The following is a 23,739-nucleotide window of genomic DNA, read 5'->3' as shown; positions in this document are numbered from 1 at the left end:
GGCCACGGTGGCCGCCGAGCCGCTGTTCGATCCGAAGCACGACCGGCTGAGGAGCTGAGATGCCCGCTTACGATGTGATCGTCGTCGGACTCGGGGGCATGGGCAGTGCCGCCGCCCACCACCTCGCGGAGCGTGGCCAGCGGGTGCTCGGCCTGGAGAAGTACGGCCCGGCGCACGACCGCGGGGCCAGCCACGGCGGCTCCCGGATCACCCGGCAGTCGTACTTCGAGGGTGTCGAGTACGTGCCGCTGCTGCTGCGCGCGTACGAGCTGTTCGACCGGCTGGCCGCCGAGTCGGAGCGGGACGTGATCACGCTGACCGGCGGGGTGATGGTCGGCCTGCCGGACAGCCGGACGGTGGCCGGTGCGCGGGCCAGCGCCGAGAAGTGGGGCCTGGAGCACGAGATGCTCGACGCCGCCGAGCTGCGCCGCCGGTTCCCGACCATGGCGCCGAACCCGGACGAGGTGGCGCTCTACGAGGCCAAGGCCGGTTTCGTACGACCGGAGCGCACCGTCCTGGCCCAGCTCGAACTGGCCGACCGGCACGGCGCCGAGCTGCGCTTCCAGGAACCGATGCTGTCCTGGGAGCCGGCCGGCGACGGGGTACGCGTGGTCACCCGCAACGCCGTCTACACCGCCGGACAGCTGATCATCACGCCCGGCCCGTGGGCGCCGCAGCTGCTCGACGACCTGGGTGTGCCGATCCGGATCGAGCGCCAGGTGCAGCACTGGTTCCGCCCCGCCGGCGGGGTGGAGCCGTACCTTCCCGACCGGCACCCGATCTACATCTGGGAGAGCGCCGACGGCACCCAGGTCTACGGCTTCCCGGCGATCGACGGCCCGGACGGCGGCGCCAAGATCGCGTTCTTCCGGCGTGGCACGCCGACCACACCGGAGGACCTGGACACCCGGGTGCACCCGCCGGAGATCGCCGAGATGGCGGCCGCGGCCGGCCGGGTGCTGCCCAGCCTGCCCGGCGCGCACCTGCGCGGCGAGCCGTGCCTCTACAGCACCACGCCGGACGAGCACTTCGTGATCAGCCGCCATCCGGCGCACGAGGCGGTCACCGTGGCCTGCGGGTTCTCCGGGCACGGGTTCAAGTTCGTCCCGGTGGTCGGCGAGGTCCTGGCCGACCTCGCGACGACCGGGACCACCGGGTACGACATCGGCCTCTTCGACCCCCGGAGGTTCGTCTCATGACCGCGTCGTTGCAGCCCACCCTGGCCGGCCGGTACTACACCGACCCGGCGATCTTCGCGGCCGAGCAGGAGCAGATCTTCGAGAAGATGTGGTTCTGTGCCGCCCGCGGATCGGACGTGGCCGCGCCGGGCGACTTCCGCACGGTCACCGTGGGCCGGGAGAGCGTGCTGATCACCCGGGGCCGCGACGGCGGGGCCCGGGCGTTCCTGAACGTGTGCCGGCACCGCGGTGCGCTGCTCTGCGCCGAGGAGTCCGGCTCGGTCAAGCGGACGTTCCGCTGCATGTACCACGCCTGGGCGTACGACACCGACGGCACGCTGGTGGCCGCGCCGAACCTGGTGAAGATGCCGGACGTGGACCGGGTCGAGCGCGGCCTGCGCCGGGTGCACGTCCGGGAGTGGCTCGGCTACGTCTGGGTCTGCCTGGCCGGCGAGGCACCGTCGTTCGAGGCCGACGTGATGGGCGCGTGCGTCGAGCGCCTCGGCGACCTGGCCTCGATCGACCGCTATCAGCTCGACAGCCTGCGGCTGGGCCGCCGGATCCGGTACGACGTGAAGGCCAACTGGAAGCTGATCATCGAGAACTTCATGGAGTGCTACCACTGCTCGACCATCCACCCCGAGCTGGTGCACGTGCTCCCGGAGTTCGCCGGTGGCTACGCGGCCCAGTACTACGTCGGCCACGGCGCCGAGTTCGGCCCGGACGTCGCCGGGTTCACCGTGGACGGCAGCGCCGGTCAGGCGGCCATCGACACGATCACCCCGGAGCAGGACCGGCGGTACTACGCGATCACCATCCGCCCGCAGGTCTTCGTCAACCTGGTGCCGGACCACGCGATCATGCACCGGATGTACCCGATGGCCGCGGACCGCACGATCGTGGAGTGCGACTGGCTGTTCCGCCCGGACGTGGTGGAGTCCGGCGCCGACCTGGATCCGTCGGTGGAGCTCTTCGATCGGGTGAATCGTCAGGATTTCGCCGCCTGCGAGCGCTGCCAGCCGGGAATGTCGTCGCGGGCATATGCGGAGGGCGGCGTGCTGGTCCCGAGCGAGCATCACATCGCGACATTCCACGATTGGGTGCGCGATCGGCTCGGCGGAACCGTCTTGGGTAAATAACCACGACTCGCGCACGCGGCTCCGGAGACTGCCCTAGCTTAGGCCAGGTCTAAGTCGGGCAAATCGACTGAAATGGAGCATGTCGTGCGTCTCTCTCGTACGTCGAGACTGGCGCGGGGTGGCCTGCTGGCTTCCGCCGTGCTGTCGCTACTCGCCTCCCTGCCCTGCGCCGCCGCGTCCGCCGCGCCCGGTGCCGTGCGCACCACCCACCCGATCACCGATGACGCCGGGAAGGACCTGGAGCTCAACGGCACCGCCGCGATGATCACCCGGGTCGGCACCGGCAAGCGGGTGATCCAGTTGACCACCGGCGGGTACAAGCAGATCGGCTCCGCCTGGTCCACCGGACGGGTCGACCTGACGAAGTCCTTCGAGACCTCGTTCAAGGTGTTCCTGCACCACAACCGGCCCGGGGCGGACGGCATCGCGTTCCTGGCCCAGGGCCACGGCCCGCGCGCGCTCGGCGGCTGGGGCGGTGGCCTCGGCTACCGCGGCCTGCGCAAGAGCGTCGCGATCGAGTTCGACACGTACCAGAACACTCCCGACCCGGACAGCAACTCCCTGGCCGTGGTGCTGGGCGGCGACCCGGACAAGCACACCAAGATCGCCAAGTCGTCGATCCCGCTGTACGGCAAGCCGTTCCTGACCCGGATCACCTACGACGCGGCCGCGGCGAACCTGCGCGTCTACGTCCGCGGGACGTACCGGCTGGCCAAGGAGAAGCTGATGCTCGACCAGGACGTCGACCTGGCCCGCTGGACCGGGGTCCGGGACGGCTGGGTCGGCTTCACCGGCGCCACCGGCGACCTGAAGTCGCACCAGGACGTCTACGACTGGACGGTCGACGCGCCGAAGGCGTGACGACCCGGCCGGTGCCGCGCGAGCGGTGCCGGCCTCCTCGACATCCCCGGGCCGGCGCCGCAGCCGCCCGGCATCTGTGACCCGAAACCCAAGCGCCCGGCCCGCCGGGGCCGCCTCCACCCTGCCCGATCGGAGACAACCAATGCCCACGGTCGACCGTGTGCTCCCGACCGAGACCGGCACAGAACTCACCACCGTCGAGCCGCCGACTCGACCCGATCCCGATTCCGATTCCGATCCGATCATCAGCGTGGTGGTGCCGGCGCTCAACGAGGCCCGGAACCTGCCGCACGTCTTCGCCCGCCTGCCCCAGGTCGACGAGATCATCCTGGTCGACGGCGGCTCCACCGACGACACCGTCGCGGTCGCCCGGCAGTTGCGCCCGGACATCCGGGTCGTCACCCAGAACCGGCGTGGCAAGGGCAACGCCCTGGCCTGCGGGTTCGCCGCCTGCACCGGCGACATCATCGTGATGATCGACGCCGACGGCTCGACCGATCCGGGCGAGATCCCGAGCTTCGTGGCGGCGCTGCGCGACGGCGCCGACTTCGCCAAGGGCTCCCGGTTCCGGGCCGGCGGCGGCAGCGCCGACATCACCCGGCTGCGCCGGGCCGGCAACAAGATGCTCAGCCTTCTGGTCAACGTCCTTTTCGGTACGACCTACAGCGACCTCTGCTACGGCTACAACGCGTTCTGGGCGTGCCACCTCGACGTCTTCGACCTGGACAGCACCTCACCCGCGCCGGCCGGTGCGGACGGGCGGCTCTGGGGCGACGGCTTCGAGATCGAGACCCTGCTCAACCTGCGTGCCGCGCGGGCCGGCCTGGCCATCGAGGAGGTGTCCAGCTTCGAGCACGACCGGATCCACGGGGTGAGCAACCTGAACGCGTTCACCGACGGCATCCGGGTGCTGCGCACCATCGCCCGGGAGTGGCCGCGTGGCCGCCGGCGGACCTTCCGGCGGGCCCCCGAGCGGGCTGTCCGATGAGGATCGGCGTCGTCTCCAACGCCTACCACCCCGACATCGGCGGGGTGGAGACGCACGTGCGGCGCCTGTGCGCCGGGCTGGCCGCGGCCGGCGACGACGTCGAGGTGCTCACCCAGCACGCCGTCCGTTCCACCGAGATGGTGGACGGCGTGCTGGTCCGCCGGTTCCCGCTGACCCTGCCGGCCCGCGACTACCGGGTCTCGCTGCCACTGTGGCGATGGGTGCGGGAGAACGCCGGCGAGTACGACGTCCTGCACACCCACAGCTATCACGCGCTGGTGTCGCTCGGCGCCGCGCTGGGCCGGCACCGCACTCCGCTGGTTTTCACCCCGCACTACCACGGAACCGGACATACCCGGCTTCGGGCCGCAATACACCCGATCTACCGGCCTTTCGGACGTCGGATCATGAGCCGGGCCGGCCGGATCGTCTGTGTCACCGGCGCCGAGCGGGACCTGGTGCTGCGGGACTTCCCCGAGGTCGCCGGCCGGGTGGTGGTCGTACCGAACGGGACCGACCCGCGCCCGGTGGTGCCCGGCCGGCGGACCGGGGTGCGCGGCATCCTCTGCGTCGGCCGGCTCGAGCACTACAAGCGGGTGGACCGGGTGATCCGGGCGGTGGTCCCGCTCGGGCCGTCGTACCGGCTGGACGTGGTCGGCGACGGCCCGGCGCTGTCGTCGCTCAAACAACTGGCCGGCCGCCTCGGGGTGGCCGGCCGGGTGGTGTTCCACGGCCGGCTCGACGACGCCGCGTTCGCCGGATGCCTGGCCCGGGCGTCGGTGGCGGTCTCCGCCTCGGCGCACGAGGCGTTCGGGATGACGGTCGCCGACGCGCTGGCGGCCGGCATCCCCACCGTCGCCGCGCCGATCCCGGCGCATCAGGAGCTGGCCGGGCTGGCCGGCGCCTCGGCCTGGCTGCGGCTGGCCGACCCGGAGGACCCGGACGCCCTGGCCGACGCGCTGCGCGACGCCGCGGCGGCCGGCCGGTCGTCGGTCTCGGCGCCGCTGCCGACCTGGGACGACGTGGTCACCGCGACCCGCGAGGTGTACGCCGCGATCACCGGCATCCCGGTGCCCGCACCGACCGCCGCGATCACACCCGGCCCGCGGCCGGAAGCGCGACCCGGTCCGGCGGAAACGGGTGCGGAAACGGGCGCGGGAGCGGGAGGCCGATGAGCGCGGTCACCGAGCGGCCCGCGCCCGGACTGACCGGGGCGCGCAGCGGCGCGCCCCGCCCGGCGGCCGAGGCGATCTGGTGCGCGGTCACCCTGACCGTGGCCGGTGCGGCCGGCGCCGCCGCCATCGTGATCGCCTACCGCCGGGCCGAGTGGGGCGCCGGCGGCCAGTTCGGCTGGTTCTGGGCCGGCATGCTGGTGTTCACGCTGCCGGTCGCCTGGTGGTCGATCCGCCGGGCCACCTCGGCCCGGCTGCGGATGGCCGTGCTGATCGGCTACGGCGCCTTCACCTACCTGCCGAAACTGCTGCGCCACCCGAGCGGCCCGCTCTACCACGACGAGTACGCCCACTGGGGCCAGAGCCACGGCATCCTGGCCGACGGCCGGCTCTTCGAGGCCAACTCGATCGTCCGGGTGATCGGCGACTACCCCGGCCTGCACGCCTGCGTCGCGTCGCTGGCCTCGCTCACCGGCCTGAGCATCTGGCAGGCCGCGCTGTTCGTGCTGACCACCGCGCACGTGCTGCTGACCCTGGGCGTCGCGGTGCTGGCCGGTCAGCTCTGGCCGGACCCGCGGATCGCCGCGGCGGCCGCGATCGTCTACAGCTTGAACAGCTCTTTCCTGTTCTTCGACACCCAGCTCGGGTACGAGTCGCTGGCCATCGGCGTGCTGGTCTGGGCGCTCGCCGCGGCGATCCGGGCCACCCGCGCCACCACGGTCCCGTCCCGTCTCGGCTGGGCCGGGCTCACCCTGCTGCTCGCCGGCGCGACCACCGCCACCCATCACCTCACCGCGCTGTGGATGACCGGGATCCTCGGCCTGCTCGCGGTGGTCTGCACGATCCACTCGATCCAGGCCCGGGAACTGGTCACCCCGGCCCGGGTGGCCTGGGCACTCACCTCCGGCACCGCGCTGATCGTGGCCGCATGGCTGGGCATCGTGGCGCCGCGCACCGGCAGCTACCTGGACCCGTACCTGGGGCGGGCGCTGGACCAGATCAGCGGGCTGGCCGGGGGCGACGAGGGCGGGCGGGAGCTGTTCAGCAAGTCGGTGCTGCCCTGGTGGGAGCAGACTGCGGCGTACATCACGCCGGGGGTCGCGCTGGCCGGGATGCTCGCCGCGCTCGGCCTGTGGTGGCACCGCCGGTACACCGACGACCCGATCACCCGGGCCGGCACCTCCGCGCTGCTGCTGGTCGGCGCGTTGTACTTCCCGGCCACCCTGCTGATCCTCACCCCGGCCGGCGCCGAGGGCGCGCGCCGCTCCTGGGCGTTCAGTTATCTCGGCCTGGCCATCGTGGTCGCGCCGGTGGTCGTGGCGCTGCTCGACCGGGCCCGGCACTGGCCGGCCCGGCTGCCGGTCCGGTTCGCCCCGGCCGGCCCGATCGCGGCCGGGGCCGGGCTGCTCGCGGTGTGCGCGCTGATGCTGGTCGGCAACAACGCGGCCGGGATGAACCCGTCCTACCGGTTCCCCGGCCCGCCGGTCTACGGCTCGGACACCCGGGCGGCCACCCCGGAGGTGCTCGCCGCCGCGAAGTGGCTGCGCGACACCCAGGGCGGTGGGTTCCGGCTGGTCGCCGACCGCTACTCCGGTCTGGTCCTCGGCTCCTACGGCGAGCAGCACCCGAACACCGGCTCGGAGAGCTTCCCGGCCTACGACCTCTACCGGGCGAAGCCGGGGCAGCCGATCTCGCCGGCGCTGCTCGCCCAGCTGCGCGACTGGCGCTTCAGGTTTCTGATCGTCGACCGGCGGATGGCCGAGCAGGTGCCGGACATCAACATCTACTTCGAGACGAACGAGCCGCTGCGCCACGACGGGGTGCCGGCCTTCGATCGCTCCCAGCTGACCAAGTTCGACTCGATGCCCTGGCTGATCAAGATCTACGACGGCCCGCACCTGGCGATCTACCGCTTCGACTTCGGCAGCCTGGACCGGACCGCGCGCCGGGACCGGCCGGCCCGCGAGGGAAACCGATGAAGACGATCTTCCGGCCGCTGGTGGTCGCGTACGCGGGCCTGTCGGTCCTGCTGCCTGCCGCCGGGCTGCCCTGGCCGGTGCTGCTGCCGGCCGGCCTGCTGGCCCTGCTCGCGATCGGCGAGCTGTGGCTGGGCGCGGTCACCGGCCGGCCCGCCGAGGCCGGCCTCCCGGCGGTCCGGGCCGGCCTGGTCGTGCTGACCGGCCTGCTCACCCTGCCGGCGCTGGCGCTGCTGCTGTATCCGTTCGGCGTGCGGGTCGCGCCGCTCCCGCTGATCGCCGGCGCCGCGCTGCTGGCCACCGTGCTCGCCGCGGCCGGTCTGCTCCGGCTCTTCCTCGGCCACGCCACCACCCGGACCGCGGCCCGGTTCCCGGACCCGGCTGGCTCTCCGGGGTGTCTCGACACTCGGGAGACACCCCTGGAAACCAGCCACTCCCGGACCGCGGCGCGGTTCCCGGACCCGGCTGGCTCTCCGGGGTGTCTCGACACTCGGGAGACACCCCGGAGAGCCAGCCGAGGCCGGGAGCTGCTCAGCCTGCTGACCGGCCGCGGTCGGTTCGGTCGGGCCGGTGATGGCGGCCGGCCGGGTGTGCCGGTTCAACGGCTCGCCGGGCAGGCGCCCGCTTTCCCGGCGGCCGAGGCCGAGGAACCGGCCGCGCCGTCGCGGACCGCCGCTGCCGTCACGATCCCGATCGCGCTGGCCCTGGTGGTGGGCGCGATCGCGGTCCGCGGTGTCGAGCGCGGGCCGCACCCGGAGCTGCCCGGCTATCTGACGGTGGCGCTGAACGGCTGGGCGGCCGGGATCACCCACCCGGTGACGGTGCCGGCCCGCGGCCTCGCGGTGCCGGTCCGGGTGACCAATTCCGGTCTGCCGACCAACACCCAGTGGCTGCGGATGCGGGTCGGCGGCGCGGTGGTCGCGGCCCGCCCGGTGACCGTGATGACCGGAAAGGTCTATGCGTTGAGCGTCCGGGTCCCGCCGCTGCCACCGGACGGCTGCCTGCGCGCGGTCGGGATCAGCGTCGGCGGCGCGAGCACGGTCTTCTACGCCCGCTCCGCGACGACCACCAGCCCAGCCGCGGCAGCGAAGAGCGCGGCGGCAGCGAAGACCGGCGCAACGAAGACCGCCGGGGCAGCGAAGACCGGCGCAACGAAGACCGCCGGGGCAGCGAAGACCGCCGGACGGGCCGCGTGCTGATCGTGGCGACCCGGCGGGTGCTGAACGACTCGCTGGCCCGCAACAGCCTGCTGATCATGGCGACCACGGTGGCCAACGGCGGGCTCGGCTACCTGTACTGGATGCTCGCCGCCCGCGCGCTGCCGCAGCCGCAGATCGGCACGGCCACCGCGCTCATCTCGGCGGCCACCGCGATCAGCATGGCCGCCAACCTGGGCGCCGGGCACATGTTCATCCAGCGGCTGCCGGGCAGCGCCCCGGACGCCTGGTCGCGGATCGTCAGCGGCGGTCTGGCGGCCGGCTGCGCGGCTACCGCGGCGCTGGCCGCCGCCGGGGCGGTGCTGGTCCCGATGGTCGCGGTCAACTTCGGCTTCCTGGCCGGCCCGGTCGGCGCCACCGCGCTGATCTGTGCCGCGGTCGCGGTCACGGCCACCACGCTGCTGGACAACGTCTACGTGGCACACCGCGCCGGGCACGGCATGTTCGTACGAAATCTGCTCCTCGCCGGGGGAAAGATCCTGGCGCTGATCGCGATCCTGGCCACCGGGGCGCAGTCGGCCGGCGCCGTGGTGCTCTCCTGGACCCTCCCGATCCTGCTGGTCAGCGTCGCGACGATGACCGCCGGGCTGAGCCGGCTGCGGCCCGGCGTCCGGCTGCGGCTGGCCGGGCTGGCCGGTGAGCTGCCGCACCTGCGCGCCGCGCTGACCGGCCACCACCTGATCAACCTGACCCAGGCCGGCCCGGCCGCGCTGCTGCCGGTGCTGGTCACCGCGGTGCTCGGGCCGGGCGCCAACGCGCACTTCTACCTGGCCTGGATGACCGCGTCGATGCTGTTCATGGTGTCCCCGGCGGTCTCCTCGGCGCTCTACGCCGAACGCACCAACGCGGCCCGGGTCGGCCTGCGCCGCGCCGCCCTGGTGGTGCTGTCGATGGTCGGCGGCCCGGCCGCGCTGCTGCTGATCGCCGGCGACCGGATCCTCGGCCTGTTCAGCGCCGGGTACGCGGCCGAGGGCGGCCTGCTGCTGCAGATCCTGGTGCTGGCCGCGCTCCCGGACGCGGTGACCAACCTGGCCGTCGCGCACTGGCGGTCGCGGGGCGAGTTCCGGCTCTGCCGCCGGGTCAACGCGGTCCGCGCGGCCAGCTGCCTGTGCCTGGCCTGGCTGCTGCTGCCCGGCGCCGGGGTGACCGGCGCCGGCGTCGCCTGGCTGGCCGGCCAGACGGCGGGCGCGCTGCTGGTCGGCGCGGTGGTCCTGAGCTCCAGAAAAGAGAGCCGATGAAGATCCTGCACCTGTCCAACCTGTACGCCCCGGTGATCGGCGGCCTGGAACGCAGCATCGCGACCAGCAGCGAGGAGCTGGTCCGGCGCGGTCACGAGGTCACCGTGCTCACCCTCGCCACCCCCCGGGCGCCCGGCGACGAGACGATCAACGGGGTCCGGGTGCACCGGGTCCGCAGCGTCGCCAACACCCTGCTGCCGCTGATCAACCAGGATCCCGGCAAGCCGTTCCACCCGACCGCTCCCGACCCGTTGACCACGGCCGCGATCGCCCGGCTGCTGCGTGCCGAGCAGTACGACGTGGTGCACAGCCACGACTGGTTGATGTACAGCTACCTGCCGCTGCGGCGTTCCCGGATCGGCCGCCCGCACGTGCACACCGCGCACGACTTCGGGCTGACCTGCGTGCGCAAGACGTTCGCCCGTGACGGCGGCCGCTGCCCCGGCCCGGCCCTGGCCAAGTGCATGAGCTGCGCGACCACCCAGTACGGCCGGCCCCGCTCGATCGCGCTCACCACCGGCCTGCACGCGCACCGGCACCGCGGCATCGACGCGCTCACCGCGATCTCCACCTCGGTCGCGCAGGCCCTGGACCAGGCGCGGCTGCCCGGCGATCTGCCCGTCCAGGTGGTCTCCAGCCTGGTGCCGGACGGCCTGGACGCCCTGGCCCGGGACACCCCCCGGCCGGACTGGCTGCCGACCGGCGACTACCTGCTCTTCGTCGGCGCGCTCGGGCCGCACAAGGGCATCGACGTGCTGTTCGACGCGTACCGGGAACTGGTGGCCGGCTGGGCCGGGCCGGGACCGGCGCCGGCCCTGGTCTGCCTCGGCACCCGCCGCGACGACACCCCGCCGCCCCCGCCCGGCGTGCTGATCCGCCACGACGTGCCGCACGCGCAGGTGATGGCCGCCTGGCGGGGCGCCGTTGCGGGCGCGGTCCCGTCCCTGAACGAGGGGATGGGTCAGGTCGCTGTGGAGGCGATGCTGGCCGGCGCGCCGCTCGTCGCCTCGGCCGCCGGCGGCCTCACCGATGTCGTCACCGACGGGGTGACCGGCCTGCTGGTGCCACCCGGCGACCCGGTCGCGCTGCACGCCGCGCTGCTGCGGGTGCTCACCGACCGGGACCTGGCCGCGCGGTTGCGCGCGGCCGGCCAGCAGCGCGGGCTGGACTTCACCGCGGCCCGGGTCGTTCCGCAGATCGAGGAGGTCTACCGTGCCTGCATCGCCGCATTCCAGTAGGACCCGGGTGGTGGTGGTCGGCTCCGGCTGGCACTTCCTGTCCGGCATCAGCTACTACACCTGCCGGCTCAGCAACGCGCTGCAGGAGCGCTACGACGTCGGCACGATCCTGATGCGGCGGTTGCTGCCGGCCCGGCTCTACCCGGGCCGGGACCGGGTCGGTCAGCCGCTCAGCGACCTGCGGTACGCCGACGACGTCCGGGTCTTCGACGGCATCGACTGGTGGGCCGTGCCGAGCGTGCGGCGGGCCACCCGCTTCCTGCGCGAGCAGCAGCCGGACGTGCTGGTGCTGCAGTGGTGGACCGGGGCGGTGCTGCACTCGTACCTGGCGCTGGCGCTGGCGGCGCGGCGGCTCGGCATCCGGGTGGTGGTCGAGTTCCACGAGGTGCAGGACACCGCGGAGCTGCGCCACCGGTGGGCGGCCCGGTACGTCCGGGCCGCGATCCGCCCGCTGCTGCGCCGCACCTCCGGGGTGGTGGTGCACTCGGCGTACGACCGGGACGCGCTGGCCTGCGCGTACGACCTGGCCGGGGTGCCGGCCGAGATCGCGCTGCACGGGCCGTTCGACCACCACGTGGTGGACACGCCGCGCACCCCAGGGCCGGACGGGGTGTGCCGGCTGCTGTACTTCGGGACGATCCGGCCGTACAAGGGTCTCGAGGACCTGATCGAGGCGTTCGGGACGCTCGGACCGGAGTACCACCTGACCGTGGTCGGCGAGACCTGGGAGGGCTGGACCCGCCCGGCCGAGCTGATCGCGTCCTCGCCGGCCCGGGACCGGATCACCTTCGTCAACCGGTACGTGCCGGACACCGAGGTGAACGAGTACTTCGCGGCGGCCGACGCGGTGGTGCTGCCGTACCGGCGCAGCTCGGCCAGCGGGCCGCTGCACATCGCGATGAGTCACGGGCTGCCGGTCGTGGTCACCTCGGTCGGCGGGCTGGTCGAGGCGGCCGGGCCGTACCCGGGAACGGTTTTCGTCCCGCCGGCCGAGCCGGGCGAACTGGCCGCCGGGATCAAGAGTGCCGCCGGCCTGACCGGCCGGCGGCACGCGGATCCGTCCTCCTGGGAGCGGACCCTCGACGCGTATCAGCGCCTCTTCACCCGGATCGGGATCGATCAGGAGAGCGTCACGTCGTCGAACCAGACGGCGCCCTTGTTGTCGCCCGACTTGAGGTGAAGCTGGACGCTGGCCGCACCGGCCGGCGCGGTGGTGTCCACGGTCAGCCGGGTCCAGCCGCTGGTGCCGGCCGGGACCGGCTTAGACGAGGCCTGCCCCAGCCACTTGTCGCCGGCGTCGAACCAGCTCAGCGCGATCTCGCTGGTACCGGTCACGTTCTGGCCCTTGGCCCAGGCCTCGGCGTGCCACTTCTGGCCGGGCTGCACCGGGGTGACCGGTGCGGTCCGGACCGACGGCAGGCCGGTGTCGCTGCGGTTGGTGCCGGAGAACTTCGCCGACCAGGTCCCGGTGCGGGCGGTGTCCCTTGCCCGGACCGCGGCGCCGTCCTCGGCCAGGTACGGACGCCACGGCGAGTTGCCCGCGGCCGCCTCGAAGCCCAGGTCCAGCACGCTGGCGCTGGTGATCGCCTGACCGGTCCAGTACGTCTTCACCACGGCCGCCGCGGGCTTCGCCGAACCGTCCGCCCGGTACAGGCCGAACTTGTACTGCGCCGGGATCTTGGAGACCGCCGAGTTGGCCGGAATCGCGCCGGCGCTGAAGTCGGAGAGCGTCCACGGCGCCACCGAGCCGATGCCGGCCACCTTGGCCGCCTCGAACACCCGGGCCAGGTACGCGGCCTGCTCACCCTCGCTGCCGGTGGCCGTGCTGAGCCCGGTCTCGCCGATCACGATCGGGTAGGGAGCGGCCGCGGCCTGCGCCTTGCGGATCTCGGCGAGGGCCCGTTCCGAGTTGCCGTAGAAGTGGAAGTCCAGGTAGTCGAGCGGGGTGCCGGCGAGCGCGGTGCGGATCCGGGTGAGCCCGGCCTGGCCGGTGGTGCCGGAGACGGAGAGCGTCAGCGGCATCGTCGGCACGGCCGCCCGGACACCCGGGATCAGCTTCCGGACCCAGGCCACGGCGTCCGCGTCGGTCGGGTCGAACTCGTTCTGCAGCTCGGCGGAGAGCACCCGCGGGTCGTTCGCGTACGGCGCGAGCACCGCCTTCGCCCACGCGGCGCTGCCGGCCGCGTCCGAGTACCCGGCCCACCAGTCGAAGAGGGTCAGCTTGACCGAGAGCCCCTCGCCGTCGGCGATGCTGACGAACTTGCTCAGCTTGGTGGCGTAGTCGGCCTTCGGCGTGGGGTAGCCGAACGCGGTCGGGAAGACGATCACCCGGACCGTGTCCGCGCCCAGCGCCGCGGCCTTGGTCAGGTCCGCCTCGATCTTCACGGCGTCGAAGTGGGTCCACATCGCCGACCAGCCCGCGTTCGACGGGTAGTAGTTGATCGTCTTGGCGGTCCGCACCGCGGCCAGCCGGTTCGCCAGGGTCGGCGCGGCCTCCTTGACCGGGCCGGCGGCCTTCGACGGCGTGGGCTTCACCACCGGCTTGGTGGCCGGCTTCGTGGGGGGTGTGACGGTGGGCTTCTTCGTCGCGGCCGGCGCGGGGGCGGGCTTCTTGGCCGCCGCCGACGCCACACCGGTCTGTGCGAACACCGACAGGAGCAGCGAGGAAGCCAGGACAGCGGCGCGGCGACCATGGCGAGTCATCAGGTGGGGGGCCCTTTGCTGAAGGTGCTTTTCGGGTGGCCCCTCTTCATTCGGCTGCGCCGGCACCGCCGTCAGTTAACTCGCCGTGCAGTGCGGTTGCCCTCCGTTGCGATCCGGGAGTGGACAAAAGCACCGGCTTCATTTCCCCGTTCGTAGCCGATGGTCGGCCACGGCTGTGCGCAGGCTAGGCGGGCTGCGGGTAGTGCCGCGGCGTGTAGACGACGGTGTCGCCGTCGCCCCGGGTCACCGCCCGGGTCTGCGACGAGCCGACGATCAGCAGGCAGCGCATGTCCACGGTCGCCGGGTCGAGCTCGCCCAGCGTGGTGACCCGCACCGACTCCTCCGGCCCGCCGACGTCCCGGCCGACCACCACCGGCGTGCTCGCCGCCCGGTGCTCCAGCAGCAGCTCCCGGGCCCGCACCAGCTGCTCCTTGCGGGTCTGCGAGGCCGGGTTGTAGAGCGCGATGACCAGGTCGGCGGCGGCCGCACCGGCCAGCCGCTTCTCGATCACCGACCACGGCTTGAGCCGGTCGGAGAGCGACATGACGCAGAAGTCGTGCCCGAGCGGCGCGCCGGCCCGGCTGGCGACCGCCTGCGCCGCGGTCAGCCCCGGCACGATCCGCACCGGTACGTCCTTCCACTGCGGGTCCTCGGCCACCTCCAGCACGGCGGCGGCCATCGCGAACACCCCCGGGTCGCCGGACGACACCACCACCACGCGGCGGCCCTGCTTCGCCAGGTCCAGCGCGAACGCGGCGCGTTCGGCCTCGACCCGGTTGTCGGAGGCGTGCCGCCGCTGCCGCGGGTGCACCGGCACCCGATCCACATAGGTGGTGTAGCCGACCACGTCGTCGGCGCCGGCCAGCGCGGCCCGCGCCTCCGGGGTGAGCCACTCCCGCGCGCCGGGACCCAGCCCGACCACTGTCACCCCGCCGGGCCGCTGCTCCGCCGGCTCCGCCGGGGGACCGTCGACGAACGCGGTCGCCGCCGGGCTCGGCAGCAGGGCCAGCGAGAAATACGGCACGGTCGCCGGGTCCACCTCGGCCAGCCGGCCGACCCGCTGCTCGGCCATGGTGGCGCGCTCCACGTAGAACGCGTCGTCCAGCCGCCCGGCCTGTTCCAGGGCCGACCGTACGCCGTCGAACGTCCGGCCCAGCTTCATCACCGCGGCCGAGTCGGTGCCGGCCAGCCGCTGCGCCAGCTCGTCCGGCGGCAGCGTGCCGGGCAGCACGGTGAGCACCTCGTCGCGTTCCATCAGCGGCCGACCGAGCACCGCCGAGGCCGCGCTCACCGAGGTCACGCCGGGTACGACCGCGGTCTCGTAGCGGTGCGCCAGCCGTTTGTGCATGTGCATGTAGGAGCCGTAGAAGAACGGGTCGCCCTCGGCCAGCACCACCACGTCGCGCCCGGCGTCCAGGTGCGCGGCGAGCCGGGCCGCGGCCTGCTCGTAGAAATCGTCGATGGCGCCCTGATAACCACCGGGGTGGTCGGTGGTCTCGGTGGTCACCGGGTAGATCAGGGCTTCCTCGACGTGGTCGGCCCGCAGGTGACCGGCCGCGATCGCGCGGGCGTTGCTGCGACCGTGCCGCGCCGCGTGGTAGGCGATCACGTCGGCCGCCGCGATCAGCCGGGCCGCCTTGATCGTGATCAGCTCCGGGTCGCCGGGACCGAGCCCGACACCGTAGAGCCGGCCGGGGCGTACGTCGTTCGTCATCTTGCTCATTCCGCTTCCTGGGCCAGGGCGTTCACCGCGGCCGCGGTCATCGCGCTGCCACCCCGCCGCCCGCGCACGATCAGGTATTCCAGTCCGGACTCGGCCAGCGCGTCCTTGGACTCGGCCGCGCCGATGAAGCCCACCGGGATGCCGAGCACCGCGGCCGGTCGCGGCGCGCCCGCCGCGACCATCTCCAGCAGACGGAACAGCGCGGTCGGCGCGTTGCCGATGGCCACCACGGCGCCGCCGAGGCGGTCACCCCAGAGGTCCATGGCCGCGGCGCTGCGGGTGTTCCCGATCGTCCGGGCGATCTCCGGTACGGCCGGGTCGCGCAGTGTGCACACCACGTCGTTGGCGGCGGGCAGCCGGGACCGGGTGATGCCGGAGGCCACCATCTGCGCGTCGCACAGGATCGGCGCGCCGCCGAGCAGCGCCTTGCGGGCCGCGGTCGCCACACCGGGGCTGAACCGCACGTCCCGCACCAGGTCGACCATGCCGCAGGCGTGGATCATCCGGACCACCACCCGGGCGACGTCCTCGGGCAGCCCGGCCAGGTCGGCCTCGGCCCGGATGGTGGCGAACGACCGCCGGTAGATCTCCGCGCCGTCCTTCTCGTACTCCATCAGGCTCTCCTCGCCCCCGCCACCGTCTCGCCCAGCGCCGCGTCGCTCGTCGCCGGGAATGTCCTCGTTGCCGTGTCCGGGTCGTCCCGGCGGCTCACGGCATAGCCGGAATCGGTCGCCTCGACCCGCACGTGCCGGCCCGCGGGGCTTCCGCAGGCCCGGGCGCAGCCGACCCAGTGCGCCGGCAGCCCGGCCACGAACCGGGTCGCGTTCCCGGCGTCGGCCCGCACGTCGGCGAGCGATTTCGCGCATCCGGGCCGGCCCGCGCAGGCACTCACCCCGGTCCAGCGCGAGGTCGCGGTGACCACCAGGCCGGTCGCGGCCATCCGGTCGGTCCAGGCGGCGGCCGCGGCCTCGGTGAGGTCCGGCACCAGGACCCCACGCCACGGCGTGACAACCAGACGCTCCGCGTCCGACAACACCTTTGCTTGTACGTTCTCGAGCCGGCCCAGCGGCACCAACGCGCCGGCAGCGCTCTGACCACTCCCGGTCACGACGCCGACCAGGGAGCTCGGCTCCACCGTCTCGACCGGCGTCGCCGCGGGCACGTCCACCGCGGTCACCCCGGTCGCCGCGGTGACCCGGGCCGAGACTCGCGCCGGTCCGTCGGCCAGTTCCCGCAGTCGCCAGGCCGCCCCGGCCGCCCGGTCGTCGCGCTGCGCCGCACGCTCGGCCAGGAACGCGTGCGCGGCGGCGATCAGCGTGGCCACCACCCGGCCGGCGGCCACCCGCAGGCCGGTGTCGTGGCCGGCGAACCGGATCGCGAACCCGGGACCGTCCGGCACGGCGGCGACGTCCGCGGCGAGCGGCACGTGACCGATCGCGAACAGGAACTTGCCGGGCAGCGCGACGAGCGCCGGCTCGGCGAGCAGGGCGGCGTCCAGAGCGGTCACCAGGTGACGGGTGCCGATGTCGGCGAGGGGTGGCGCGGCGATGTTCCGTACAGAATCGTGGGTTGTCGACGGCAGCAGACCGGCGGCGCGCAAGTGGACCGCCACCGTCTCCGCGTGGTCCTGCTGGAGGCCTCTGATCTGGAGGTTCGCCCGGGAGGTCAGCTCCAGGCGACCGTCGCCGAACTCCGCGGCGAGCGCGCTCAGCGAGCGCAGCTGGGCGCCGGTCAGCGAGCCACCGGGCAGCCGGACCCGGGCCAGCAGCCCGTCGGCGGCGGCATGCAGCCGCAGCGCGCCGGGGCAGGCGTCGGTGTCGGACTGACGGAGGGGTGTCACGGCCCGGATACTACGGGCGGGCTCCGGCGCGATCACATCCTCGGGTCGGCAGCATCACAACCGGAGCGGTTCCGGGCCTCCAGTACCGTGTACCGGAACAGACGAAATCGAGCGGCGACGCCGCGGAGGAAGCCGGTGCGAGTCCGGCGCGGTCCCGCCACTGTCACCGGGCTTGCACCGAGCCCGGGAGCCAGGAACTCCGGTCGCCGTTTTCTCACCACTACCCGGGGCGCGGACCCCGAGGGGAGCGCACGCGTGTTTCTGCTGCTGTCGACGTCCGACACGGACCTGCTCAGCGCCCGGGCCAGCGGCTCGGCCTGGCGGCTGGCCAACCCGGCCCGCACCGGAGTCGACGACCTGCCGGCCCTGCTCGACGGGGTCGAACTGGTCGTGGTCCGGATCCTCGGCGGCCGCCGGGCCTGGGAAGAGGGCCTGGACGCGCTGCTCGGCGGCGACCTCCCGGTGCTCGTGCTCGGCGGCGAGATGCTGCCGGACGCCGACCTGATGAAGCTCTCCTCGGTCCCGGCCGGCATCGCCGCCGACGCGCACACCTACCTGGCACAGGGCGGCGCGGACAACCTGGTGGCGCTGCACGACTTCCTCTCGGACACCGTGCTGCTCACCGGCAACGGGTTCGCGCCGCCGGTGGAGAGCCCGCAGTGGGGCCTGCTGCCCCGGCCGGAAGTGGCCGCCGACGTGCGGACCACCGTCGCGGTGCTCTATTACCGCGCGCACCACATGGCCGGCAACACCGCGTTCGTGCACGCGCTCTGCGACGCGATCGAGGCCAAGGGCGCCCGCCCACTGCCGATCTTCACGGCCTCGCTGCGGACCGCCGCGCCGGAGCTGCTGGCCGAGCTGCGCAAGGCGGACGCGCTGGTGGTGACGGTGCTGGCGGCCGGCGGCACCAAGCCGGCCACGGCGGGCGCGGGTGGCGACGACGAGGCGTGGGACGTCGGCGTGCTGGCCGACCTGGACGTGCCGATCCTGCAAGGACTGTGCCTGACCAGCTCGCGGGCCACCTGGCAGGCGAGCGACGACGGGCTGAGCCCGCTGGACGCCGCGACCCAGGTCGCCATCCCGGAGTTCGACGGCCGGATCATCACGGTGCCGTTCTCGTTCAAGGAGATCGACCGGGACGGGCTGTCGGTCTACGTGGCCGACCCGGAGCGGGCGCTGCGGGTGGCCGGGATCGCGGTCGCGCACGCCCGGCTGCGGCACACCCCGCCGGCTGAGCGGCGGATCGCGGTGATGCTGTCGGCCTATCCGACGAAGCACTCGCGGATCGGCAACGCGGTCGGCCTGGACACCCCCGCCTCGACGGTGGCGCTGCTGGCGGCGTTTGCCGGACAGGGCTACCGGATCGGTGACTTCGGTTCCTACGACGGCGACGGGCTGATCCACACGCTGATCGCGGCCGGCGGGCAGGACCCGGACTGGCTCACCGAGGAGCAGTTGGCGGCCAACCCGGTGCGCATCTCCGGCGCGTCCTACCAGGCGTTCTTCGACACGCTGCCGGAGGACTTCCGCGACCGGATCGTGCAGCACTGGGGACCGCCGCCCGGCGAGCTCTACACCCACGACGGCGACATCGTGCTGGCCGCGCTGCGCGACGAGAACATCGTGGTGATGGTGCAGCCGCCGCGCGGGTTCGGCGCCAACCCGGTCGCCATCTACCACGACCCGGACCTGCCGCCGAGCCACCACTACCTGGCCGCGTACCGCTGGCTGGCCGACGACTTCGGCGCGCACGCCGTGGTGCACGTGGGCAAGCACGGCAACCTCGAGTGGCTGCCCGGCAAGAACGTCGGGATGTCCGCGTCGGACGGCACCGACGCGGCACTCGGTGACCTGCCGCTGATCTACCCGTTCCTGGTCAACGACCCGGGCGAGGGCACGCAGGCCAAGCGGCGCGCGCACGCGACCCTCGTCGACCACCTGATCCCGCCGATGGCGCGGGCCGAGTCGTACGGTGACATCGCCCGCCTCGAACAGCTGCTCGACGAGCACGCCAACATCGCGGCGCTCGACCCGGCGAAACTGCCGGCCATCCGGGCGCAGATCTGGACGCTGATCCAGGCCGCGAAGATGGACCACGACCTGGGCCTGGCGAACCGGCCGGACGACGAGCAGTTCGACGACTTCATCATGCACATCGACGGCTGGCTGTGCGAGGTCAAGGACGTGCAGATCCGGGACGGGCTGCACGTGCTCGGCGCCGCTCCGGTCGGCGAGGCCCGGGTGAACCTGGTGCTGGCGATGCTCCGGGCCCGGCAGATGTGGGCCGGGAAGGTGGCCGCGCTGCCCGGGTTGCGGGAGGCGCTGGGCCTGGCGGAGGACGCGTCGACGTCGGAGACCGACGCGGTCGAGGCGACGGCGCGCGCGTTGATCATCGCGATGGAGGAGCGCGGCTGGCCCACTGCCGATTTCTCGGATTTGTCCGATAATCCGGATGTTCTGCGTGTGCTGTCCTTCGCCGCCACCGAGATCGTTCCCCGGCTCGCCCGCACCACCGACGAGCTGACCAACGTGCTGCACGCCCTGGACGGCGGGTACGTCCCGGCCGGTCCCAGCGGCTCCCCGCTGCGCGGCCTGATCAACGTGCTGCCCACCGGCCGCAACTTCTACTCGGTCGACCCGAAGGCGATCCCCAGCTCGCTCGCCTGGGAGACCGGCCAGGCGATGGCCGACTCGCTGCTGGCGCGGTACCGCAAGGACTACGGCGACTGGCCGAAATCGGTCGGGCTGTCCGCGTGGGGGACCAGCGCCATGCGCACCGCCGGTGACGACATCGCCGAGATCCTGGCGCTGATCGGGGTCCGCCCGATCTGGGACCCGGCGTCGCGGCGGGTCACCGGCCTCGAGCCGATCGCCCGCGAGGAGCTGGGCCGGCCGCGGGTCGACGTGACGGTGCGCATCTCCGGGTTCTTCCGGGACGCGTTCCCGCACGTGGTGGCGATGCTCGACGACGCGTTCACACTCGTCGCGGCGCTCGACGAGCCGGACAACTACGTCCGCGAGCACGCACTGCGCGACCAGGGCGAGCACGGCGACTGGCGGCGCGCCACCATGCGGATCTTCGGGTCCCGGCCGGGAGCGTACGGCGCCGGCATCCTCCCGCTGCTGGACAGCCGGAACTGGCGCGACGACGCCGACCTGGCCGAGGTGTACGCGGTGTGGGGCGGCTTCGCGTACGGGCGGGACCTGGACGGGGTACCGGCCCGCGCGGACATGGAGAACGCGTACCGGCGGATGGACATCGCGGCCAAGAACATCGACACCCGCGAGCACGACATCATGGACTCCGACGACTACTTCCAGTACCACGGCGGCATGATCGCCACGGTGCGGGCGCTGACCGGGAAGGCTCCCGCCGCGTACATCGGGGATTCCACCAACCCGGACGCGACGCGGACCCGCAGCCTGACCGAGGAGACCGCGCGGATCTTCCGCGCCCGGGTGGTCAACCCGCGCTGGATCGCCGCGATGCGCCGGCACGGCTACAAGGGCGCCTTCGAGCTGGCCGCCACCGTCGACTACCTCTTCGGGTACGACGCGACCGCCGGCGTGGTCACCGACTGGATGTACGAGCAGGTCGCCGCGTCCTACGCGCTGGACCCGGAGAACCAGGAGTTCATGCGGCAGTCGAACCCGTGGGCGCTGCACGGCATCGCCGAGCGTCTGCTGGAGGCCGCCGAGCGCAAGCTGTGGGACTCGCCGGAGCCGGCGACCCTGGCGGCGCTCCAGCAGCTCTACCTGGAGACCGAGGGCGACCTCGAGGATTCCGGCCCGGCGAGCGTGTCGCCGGCTGTGTGACGTCCGGGTGCGCTCCGCACCCGGACGTCACACGCTCGGTGGTGCGGGTCAGCCCCAGTTCTGCGGGGCCGGCTGCTTCGTGGCCGCGTTGATCCGGTTGAAGAAGTTGGTGGTGGCGATCCACAGGACGATCGCCGCCAGCTCCTTCTCGGCGAAGTGCTTCGCCGCCTCGTCCCAGATCTCGTCCGGCACCGGGTCGGGCCGGTCGGCCAGCCGGGTCGCGTACTCGGCCAGGGCCAGCGCGGCCCGCTCCGGCTCGGTGAAATACGGCGTCTCCCGCCACACCGGCACGGTGAACAGGCGGTCGTCGGACTCGCCGCTCTTCCGCATGGCCCGGGCGCCGGAGTCGACGCACGGGCTGCACCCGTTGATCTGGCTGGCCCGCAGGTGCACCAGCTCGAGGATGGTGCTGGGCACGCCGGCCGAGTGCGCCGCCTTGTAGAGCAGGTTGACCGCCTGCACCGCGTCCGGCAGCAGCCCGGCCGGGTTGGTGATCCGTGCTTCCATCGTCGTCTCCCGTCACATCCGTCGGTGTTGCTCCGTCGAGGAGGTGACGCGCGGCGGCGCGCGGATGTGACAGATGTGGCCCGGCTCACGTGTGCCGGCGACCGCCGCCCGGTAGTGCCCGGCTGGTCTCCAGGGGTGTCTCCGGGGGTGTGAGGCACCCCTGACAGCCAGCCGGGAACAGCGGGGTCAGTCGGGGTGGCGGCGCAGGAGGTAGGTGTCCATGATCCAGCCGTGGCGTTCGCGGGCCTCGGCGCGGGTGGTGAGGATCTCGTCGGCGACGTCCGCGACGCGGCCCGAGGCCAGCAGCTCGTCCTCGGTGCCGAGGTAGGCGCCCCAGTAGATCTCCGCGTCCGGGTGGCCGGTGAACGCCTGCTGGGCGTCGAGCATCACGACCACGTCGTCGGCGCCCTCCGGCCAGCCCTCGGCCAGCCGCCGGCCGGTGGTCACCTGGAACGGCTGCCCGACCCGGTTCAGCCCGATCCGGTGCTTGGCGGCCAGGGCGGAGACGCTGCTGACGCCGGGGATCACCTCGTACTCGAAAGTGATCGCGCCGCGGCCGAGGATCTCGTCCAGGATGGCGATCGTCGAGTCGTAGAGCGACGGGTCGCCCCAGACCAGGAACGACCCGGTCTCCTCGTCCTTCAGGTGCTCGGTGATCAGGTCCTCGATCACCTGGGAGCGGCGGGTCCGCCAGTCCGCGATGGTCCCGGTGTAGTCGGCCGGGGCCCGGTCGCGGTCCGGGTCGCGGCCCTCGACGATCCGCCGGCGCGGGGTCGAATACCCGCGGATCATCCGTTCCCGCAGGTCGACCAGGCTCTGCTTGGTCTCGCCCTTGTCCAGCAGGAAGAACACGTCGGTCCGGCCGATCGCCTTGGCCGCCTGCAGGGTCAGATGGTCCGGGTCGCCCGCGCCGATCCCGATCACGTAGATCTTCCGCACGCAGTGCAGTCTGCCTCACCGGGCCCTAGGGGTCGGGGAGCAGGGGCACCGAGGGGTGCAGGGTCCGGCCGATCATGTCGGCGCGCTGGAGCGAGGCGGCGCCGAAACGGTCGCGGACCCGGTCGACCGCGGCGTCCAGCCCGTCCGCCCGCGGCGGCTCGAACGGCAGCTCGAGCTGGACACTGCCCTCACCGTCCAGGTTGCTCACCGCGACGCCGACCAGGGTCAGGCCGCGCTGGTCGATCATCGGCTGGGCCTCGCGCAGCAGGTCGACCGCGACCCGCAGCACCGCACCGGTCTGCATGGTGGCCTTGAGCAGGCTGCGCGACCGGGTCACCCGTGCGAAGTCGTCGAAGCGGAGCCGCACCGTGACCGTCCGCCCGGCCCGTTTCGCCCCGCGCAGCCGGTGGGTGACCCGGTCGACGAGGGCGGCCAGCACCGCCTCCACGTCGGCGAACGAGCGCCGGCCCCGGCCCAGCGCGCACTGCGCCCCGATCGACGAGCGCCGGGCGCCGGTGGTGACCCGGCGCGGGTCGTGGTTGTGTGCCAGGGCGTGCAGGTGCCGGCCGGCGTGCGCGCCGAGCATCGCGACGAGCGCGGCCTCACCCACCCGGGCGACGTGCCCGACCGTGTGGATCTGGCGTTCGCGCAGCTTGGCCGCGGTTTTCGGGCCGACACCCCAGAGTTTCTCGACCGGCAGCGGGTGCAGGAAGGCCAGCTCCTGCCCGGGCGGCACGACCAGCAGCCCGTCCGGTTTGCCGACGCCGCTGGCGACCTTGGCCAGGAATTTCGTCGCCGCGACACCGACCGTGATCGGCAGACCGACCCGGCGGCGCACCTCGGCCCGCAGCCGGGCGGCGATCTGCTCGGCCGTGCCGCTGATCCGCCGCAGCCCGTCGACCTCGAGGAACGCCTCGTCGATGGAGATCGGCTCGACGATCGGCGTGGTGTCTCGGAACACCGCGAACACCGCCTCGCTGGCCGCGGCATACGCCCCCATCCGGGGTGGCACCACCACCGCCTGCGGGCACAGCGCGCGGGCCCGGCCGAGGCTCATCGGGGTGCGCACGCCGAACGCCTTCGCCTCATACGACGCGGCCAGCACCACGCCGCCGCCGACCAGGACCGGCCGGCCGCGCAGCGCAGGATCGTCGCGCTGCTCGACCGACGCGTAGAAGGAGTCCAGGTCCGCGTGCAGGATCAC

General features: G+C 73.2%; 18 protein-coding genes and 1 riboswitch. Of the genes, 11 read left to right on the top strand and 7 right to left on the bottom strand.

Annotated elements, in window-relative coordinates; all coding sequences use genetic code 11:
* Nucleotides 1-59 precede the first annotated feature (59 nt).
* The 10 genes from solA to Apa02nite_RS27445 all read left to right on the top strand — a co-directional run bounded on the left by solA (nucleotide 60) and on the right by Apa02nite_RS27445 (nucleotide 12,187).
* Nucleotides 60-1,199 carry an N-methyl-L-tryptophan oxidase gene (solA, locus tag Apa02nite_RS27490; RefSeq protein WP_203827547.1) on the top strand — a complete coding sequence of 380 codons (1,140 nt, stop codon included), beginning with the start codon at nucleotides 60-62 and terminating at the stop codon, nucleotides 1,197-1,199.
* On the top strand, nucleotides 1,196-2,317 hold the full coding sequence (locus tag Apa02nite_RS27485) for an aromatic ring-hydroxylating oxygenase subunit alpha (protein ID WP_203827546.1): 1,122 nt from the start codon (nucleotides 1,196-1,198) through the stop codon (nucleotides 2,315-2,317). The genes solA and Apa02nite_RS27485 overlap by 4 nt, the downstream gene beginning before the upstream one ends.
* A gap of 84 nt (nucleotides 2,318-2,401) precedes the next feature.
* Nucleotides 2,402-3,178, top strand: a complete 777-nt coding sequence (locus tag Apa02nite_RS27480) for an L-type lectin-domain containing protein (protein ID WP_067684468.1) — start codon at nucleotides 2,402-2,404, stop codon at nucleotides 3,176-3,178.
* A 142-nt stretch (nucleotides 3,179-3,320) separates the two neighbouring features.
* A complete protein-coding gene (locus tag Apa02nite_RS27475) occupies nucleotides 3,321-4,166 on the top strand; it encodes a glycosyltransferase family 2 protein (protein ID WP_203827545.1) in 846 nt (281 codons plus the stop codon).
* Nucleotides 4,163-5,341 (top strand): glycosyltransferase family 4 protein, encoded by a 1,179-nt coding sequence (locus Apa02nite_RS27470; RefSeq protein WP_203827544.1) that lies wholly within the window; start codon nucleotides 4,163-4,165, stop codon nucleotides 5,339-5,341. The genes Apa02nite_RS27475 and Apa02nite_RS27470 overlap by 4 nt, the downstream gene beginning before the upstream one ends.
* Complete coding sequence (locus tag Apa02nite_RS27465; protein ID WP_203827543.1) at nucleotides 5,338-7,317, top strand: putative glycosyltransferase family protein; 1,980 nt, start codon at nucleotides 5,338-5,340, stop codon at nucleotides 7,315-7,317. Before Apa02nite_RS27470 ends, Apa02nite_RS27465 begins: the two co-directional genes overlap by 4 nt.
* Nucleotides 7,314-8,513 (top strand): hypothetical protein, encoded by a 1,200-nt coding sequence (locus Apa02nite_RS27460; RefSeq protein WP_203827542.1) that lies wholly within the window; start codon nucleotides 7,314-7,316, stop codon nucleotides 8,511-8,513. The genes Apa02nite_RS27465 and Apa02nite_RS27460 overlap by 4 nt, the downstream gene beginning before the upstream one ends.
* Entirely contained in the window at nucleotides 8,507-9,769 is a 1,263-nt protein-coding gene (locus tag Apa02nite_RS27455; protein WP_203827541.1) for a lipopolysaccharide biosynthesis protein, read from the top strand. Before Apa02nite_RS27460 ends, Apa02nite_RS27455 begins: the two co-directional genes overlap by 7 nt.
* Nucleotides 9,766-11,007, top strand: a complete 1,242-nt coding sequence (locus Apa02nite_RS27450) for a glycosyltransferase family 4 protein (RefSeq protein WP_203827540.1) — start codon at nucleotides 9,766-9,768, stop codon at nucleotides 11,005-11,007. The genes Apa02nite_RS27455 and Apa02nite_RS27450 overlap by 4 nt, the downstream gene beginning before the upstream one ends.
* Nucleotides 10,982-12,187, top strand: a complete 1,206-nt coding sequence (locus Apa02nite_RS27445; protein ID WP_239164610.1) for a glycosyltransferase — start codon at nucleotides 10,982-10,984, stop codon at nucleotides 12,185-12,187. Before Apa02nite_RS27450 ends, Apa02nite_RS27445 begins: the two co-directional genes overlap by 26 nt.
* Here the strand turns inward: Apa02nite_RS27445 and Apa02nite_RS27440 are convergent.
* The 4 genes from Apa02nite_RS27440 to Apa02nite_RS27425 all read right to left on the bottom strand — a co-directional run bounded on the left by Apa02nite_RS27440 (nucleotide 12,127) and on the right by Apa02nite_RS27425 (nucleotide 17,273).
* Nucleotides 12,127-13,710, bottom strand: a complete 1,584-nt coding sequence (locus Apa02nite_RS27440) for a cellulase family glycosylhydrolase (protein ID WP_203827539.1) — start codon at nucleotides 13,708-13,710, stop codon at nucleotides 12,127-12,129. The two genes, Apa02nite_RS27445 and Apa02nite_RS27440, sit on opposite strands and share 61 nt — an antisense overlap.
* Before the next feature lie 184 nt (nucleotides 13,711-13,894).
* Nucleotides 13,895-15,433 (bottom strand): precorrin-2 C(20)-methyltransferase, encoded by a 1,539-nt coding sequence (locus Apa02nite_RS27435; RefSeq protein ID WP_239164609.1) that lies wholly within the window; start codon nucleotides 15,431-15,433, stop codon nucleotides 13,895-13,897.
* Complete coding sequence (locus Apa02nite_RS27430) at nucleotides 15,430-16,047, bottom strand: precorrin-8X methylmutase (RefSeq protein ID WP_067684304.1); 618 nt, start codon at nucleotides 16,045-16,047, stop codon at nucleotides 15,430-15,432. Before Apa02nite_RS27430 ends, Apa02nite_RS27435 begins: the two co-directional genes overlap by 4 nt.
* The gene (locus tag Apa02nite_RS27425) at nucleotides 16,047-17,273 is read right to left on the bottom strand and encodes a ferredoxin-like domain-containing protein (RefSeq protein WP_203827538.1); all 1,227 of its coding nucleotides are present in this window, start codon (nucleotides 17,271-17,273) and stop codon (nucleotides 16,047-16,049) included. Before Apa02nite_RS27425 ends, Apa02nite_RS27430 begins: the two co-directional genes overlap by 1 nt.
* Nucleotides 17,274-17,349: 76 nt before the next feature.
* A riboswitch (cobalamin riboswitch) is annotated at nucleotides 17,350-17,491 on the top strand.
* A gap of 37 nt (nucleotides 17,492-17,528) precedes the next feature.
* Between Apa02nite_RS27425 and cobN the strand changes: the two genes are divergently transcribed.
* Nucleotides 17,529-21,089 carry a cobaltochelatase subunit CobN gene (cobN, locus tag Apa02nite_RS27420; RefSeq protein WP_203827537.1) on the top strand — a complete coding sequence of 1,187 codons (3,561 nt, stop codon included), beginning with the start codon at nucleotides 17,529-17,531 and terminating at the stop codon, nucleotides 21,087-21,089.
* Nucleotides 21,090-21,137: 48 nt separating this feature from the next.
* Here cobN and Apa02nite_RS27415 read toward each other — a convergent pair whose 3' ends face one another.
* The 3 genes from Apa02nite_RS27415 to dinB all read right to left on the bottom strand — a co-directional run bounded on the left by Apa02nite_RS27415 (nucleotide 21,138) and on the right by dinB (nucleotide 23,739).
* The gene (locus Apa02nite_RS27415) at nucleotides 21,138-21,596 is read right to left on the bottom strand and encodes a carboxymuconolactone decarboxylase family protein (protein ID WP_203827536.1); all 459 of its coding nucleotides are present in this window, start codon (nucleotides 21,594-21,596) and stop codon (nucleotides 21,138-21,140) included.
* 186 nt (nucleotides 21,597-21,782) lie between these two features.
* Nucleotides 21,783-22,535: a precorrin-6A synthase (deacetylating) gene (gene cobF / locus Apa02nite_RS27410; RefSeq protein ID WP_203827535.1), complete on the bottom strand. Its 753-nt coding sequence runs from the start codon at nucleotides 22,533-22,535 to the stop codon at nucleotides 21,783-21,785.
* A 25-nt stretch (nucleotides 22,536-22,560) separates the two neighbouring features.
* Complete coding sequence (gene dinB / locus Apa02nite_RS27405) at nucleotides 22,561-23,739, bottom strand: DNA polymerase IV (RefSeq protein ID WP_203827534.1); 1,179 nt, start codon at nucleotides 23,737-23,739, stop codon at nucleotides 22,561-22,563.

This window comes from Actinoplanes palleronii, from assembly GCF_016862315.1.
GTDB classification, from domain to species: domain Bacteria; phylum Actinomycetota; class Actinomycetes; order Mycobacteriales; family Micromonosporaceae; genus Actinoplanes; species Actinoplanes palleronii.
Note: the sequence above shows the minus strand (reverse complement) of the source record. Positions and strands in the feature narration are given on the sequence as shown.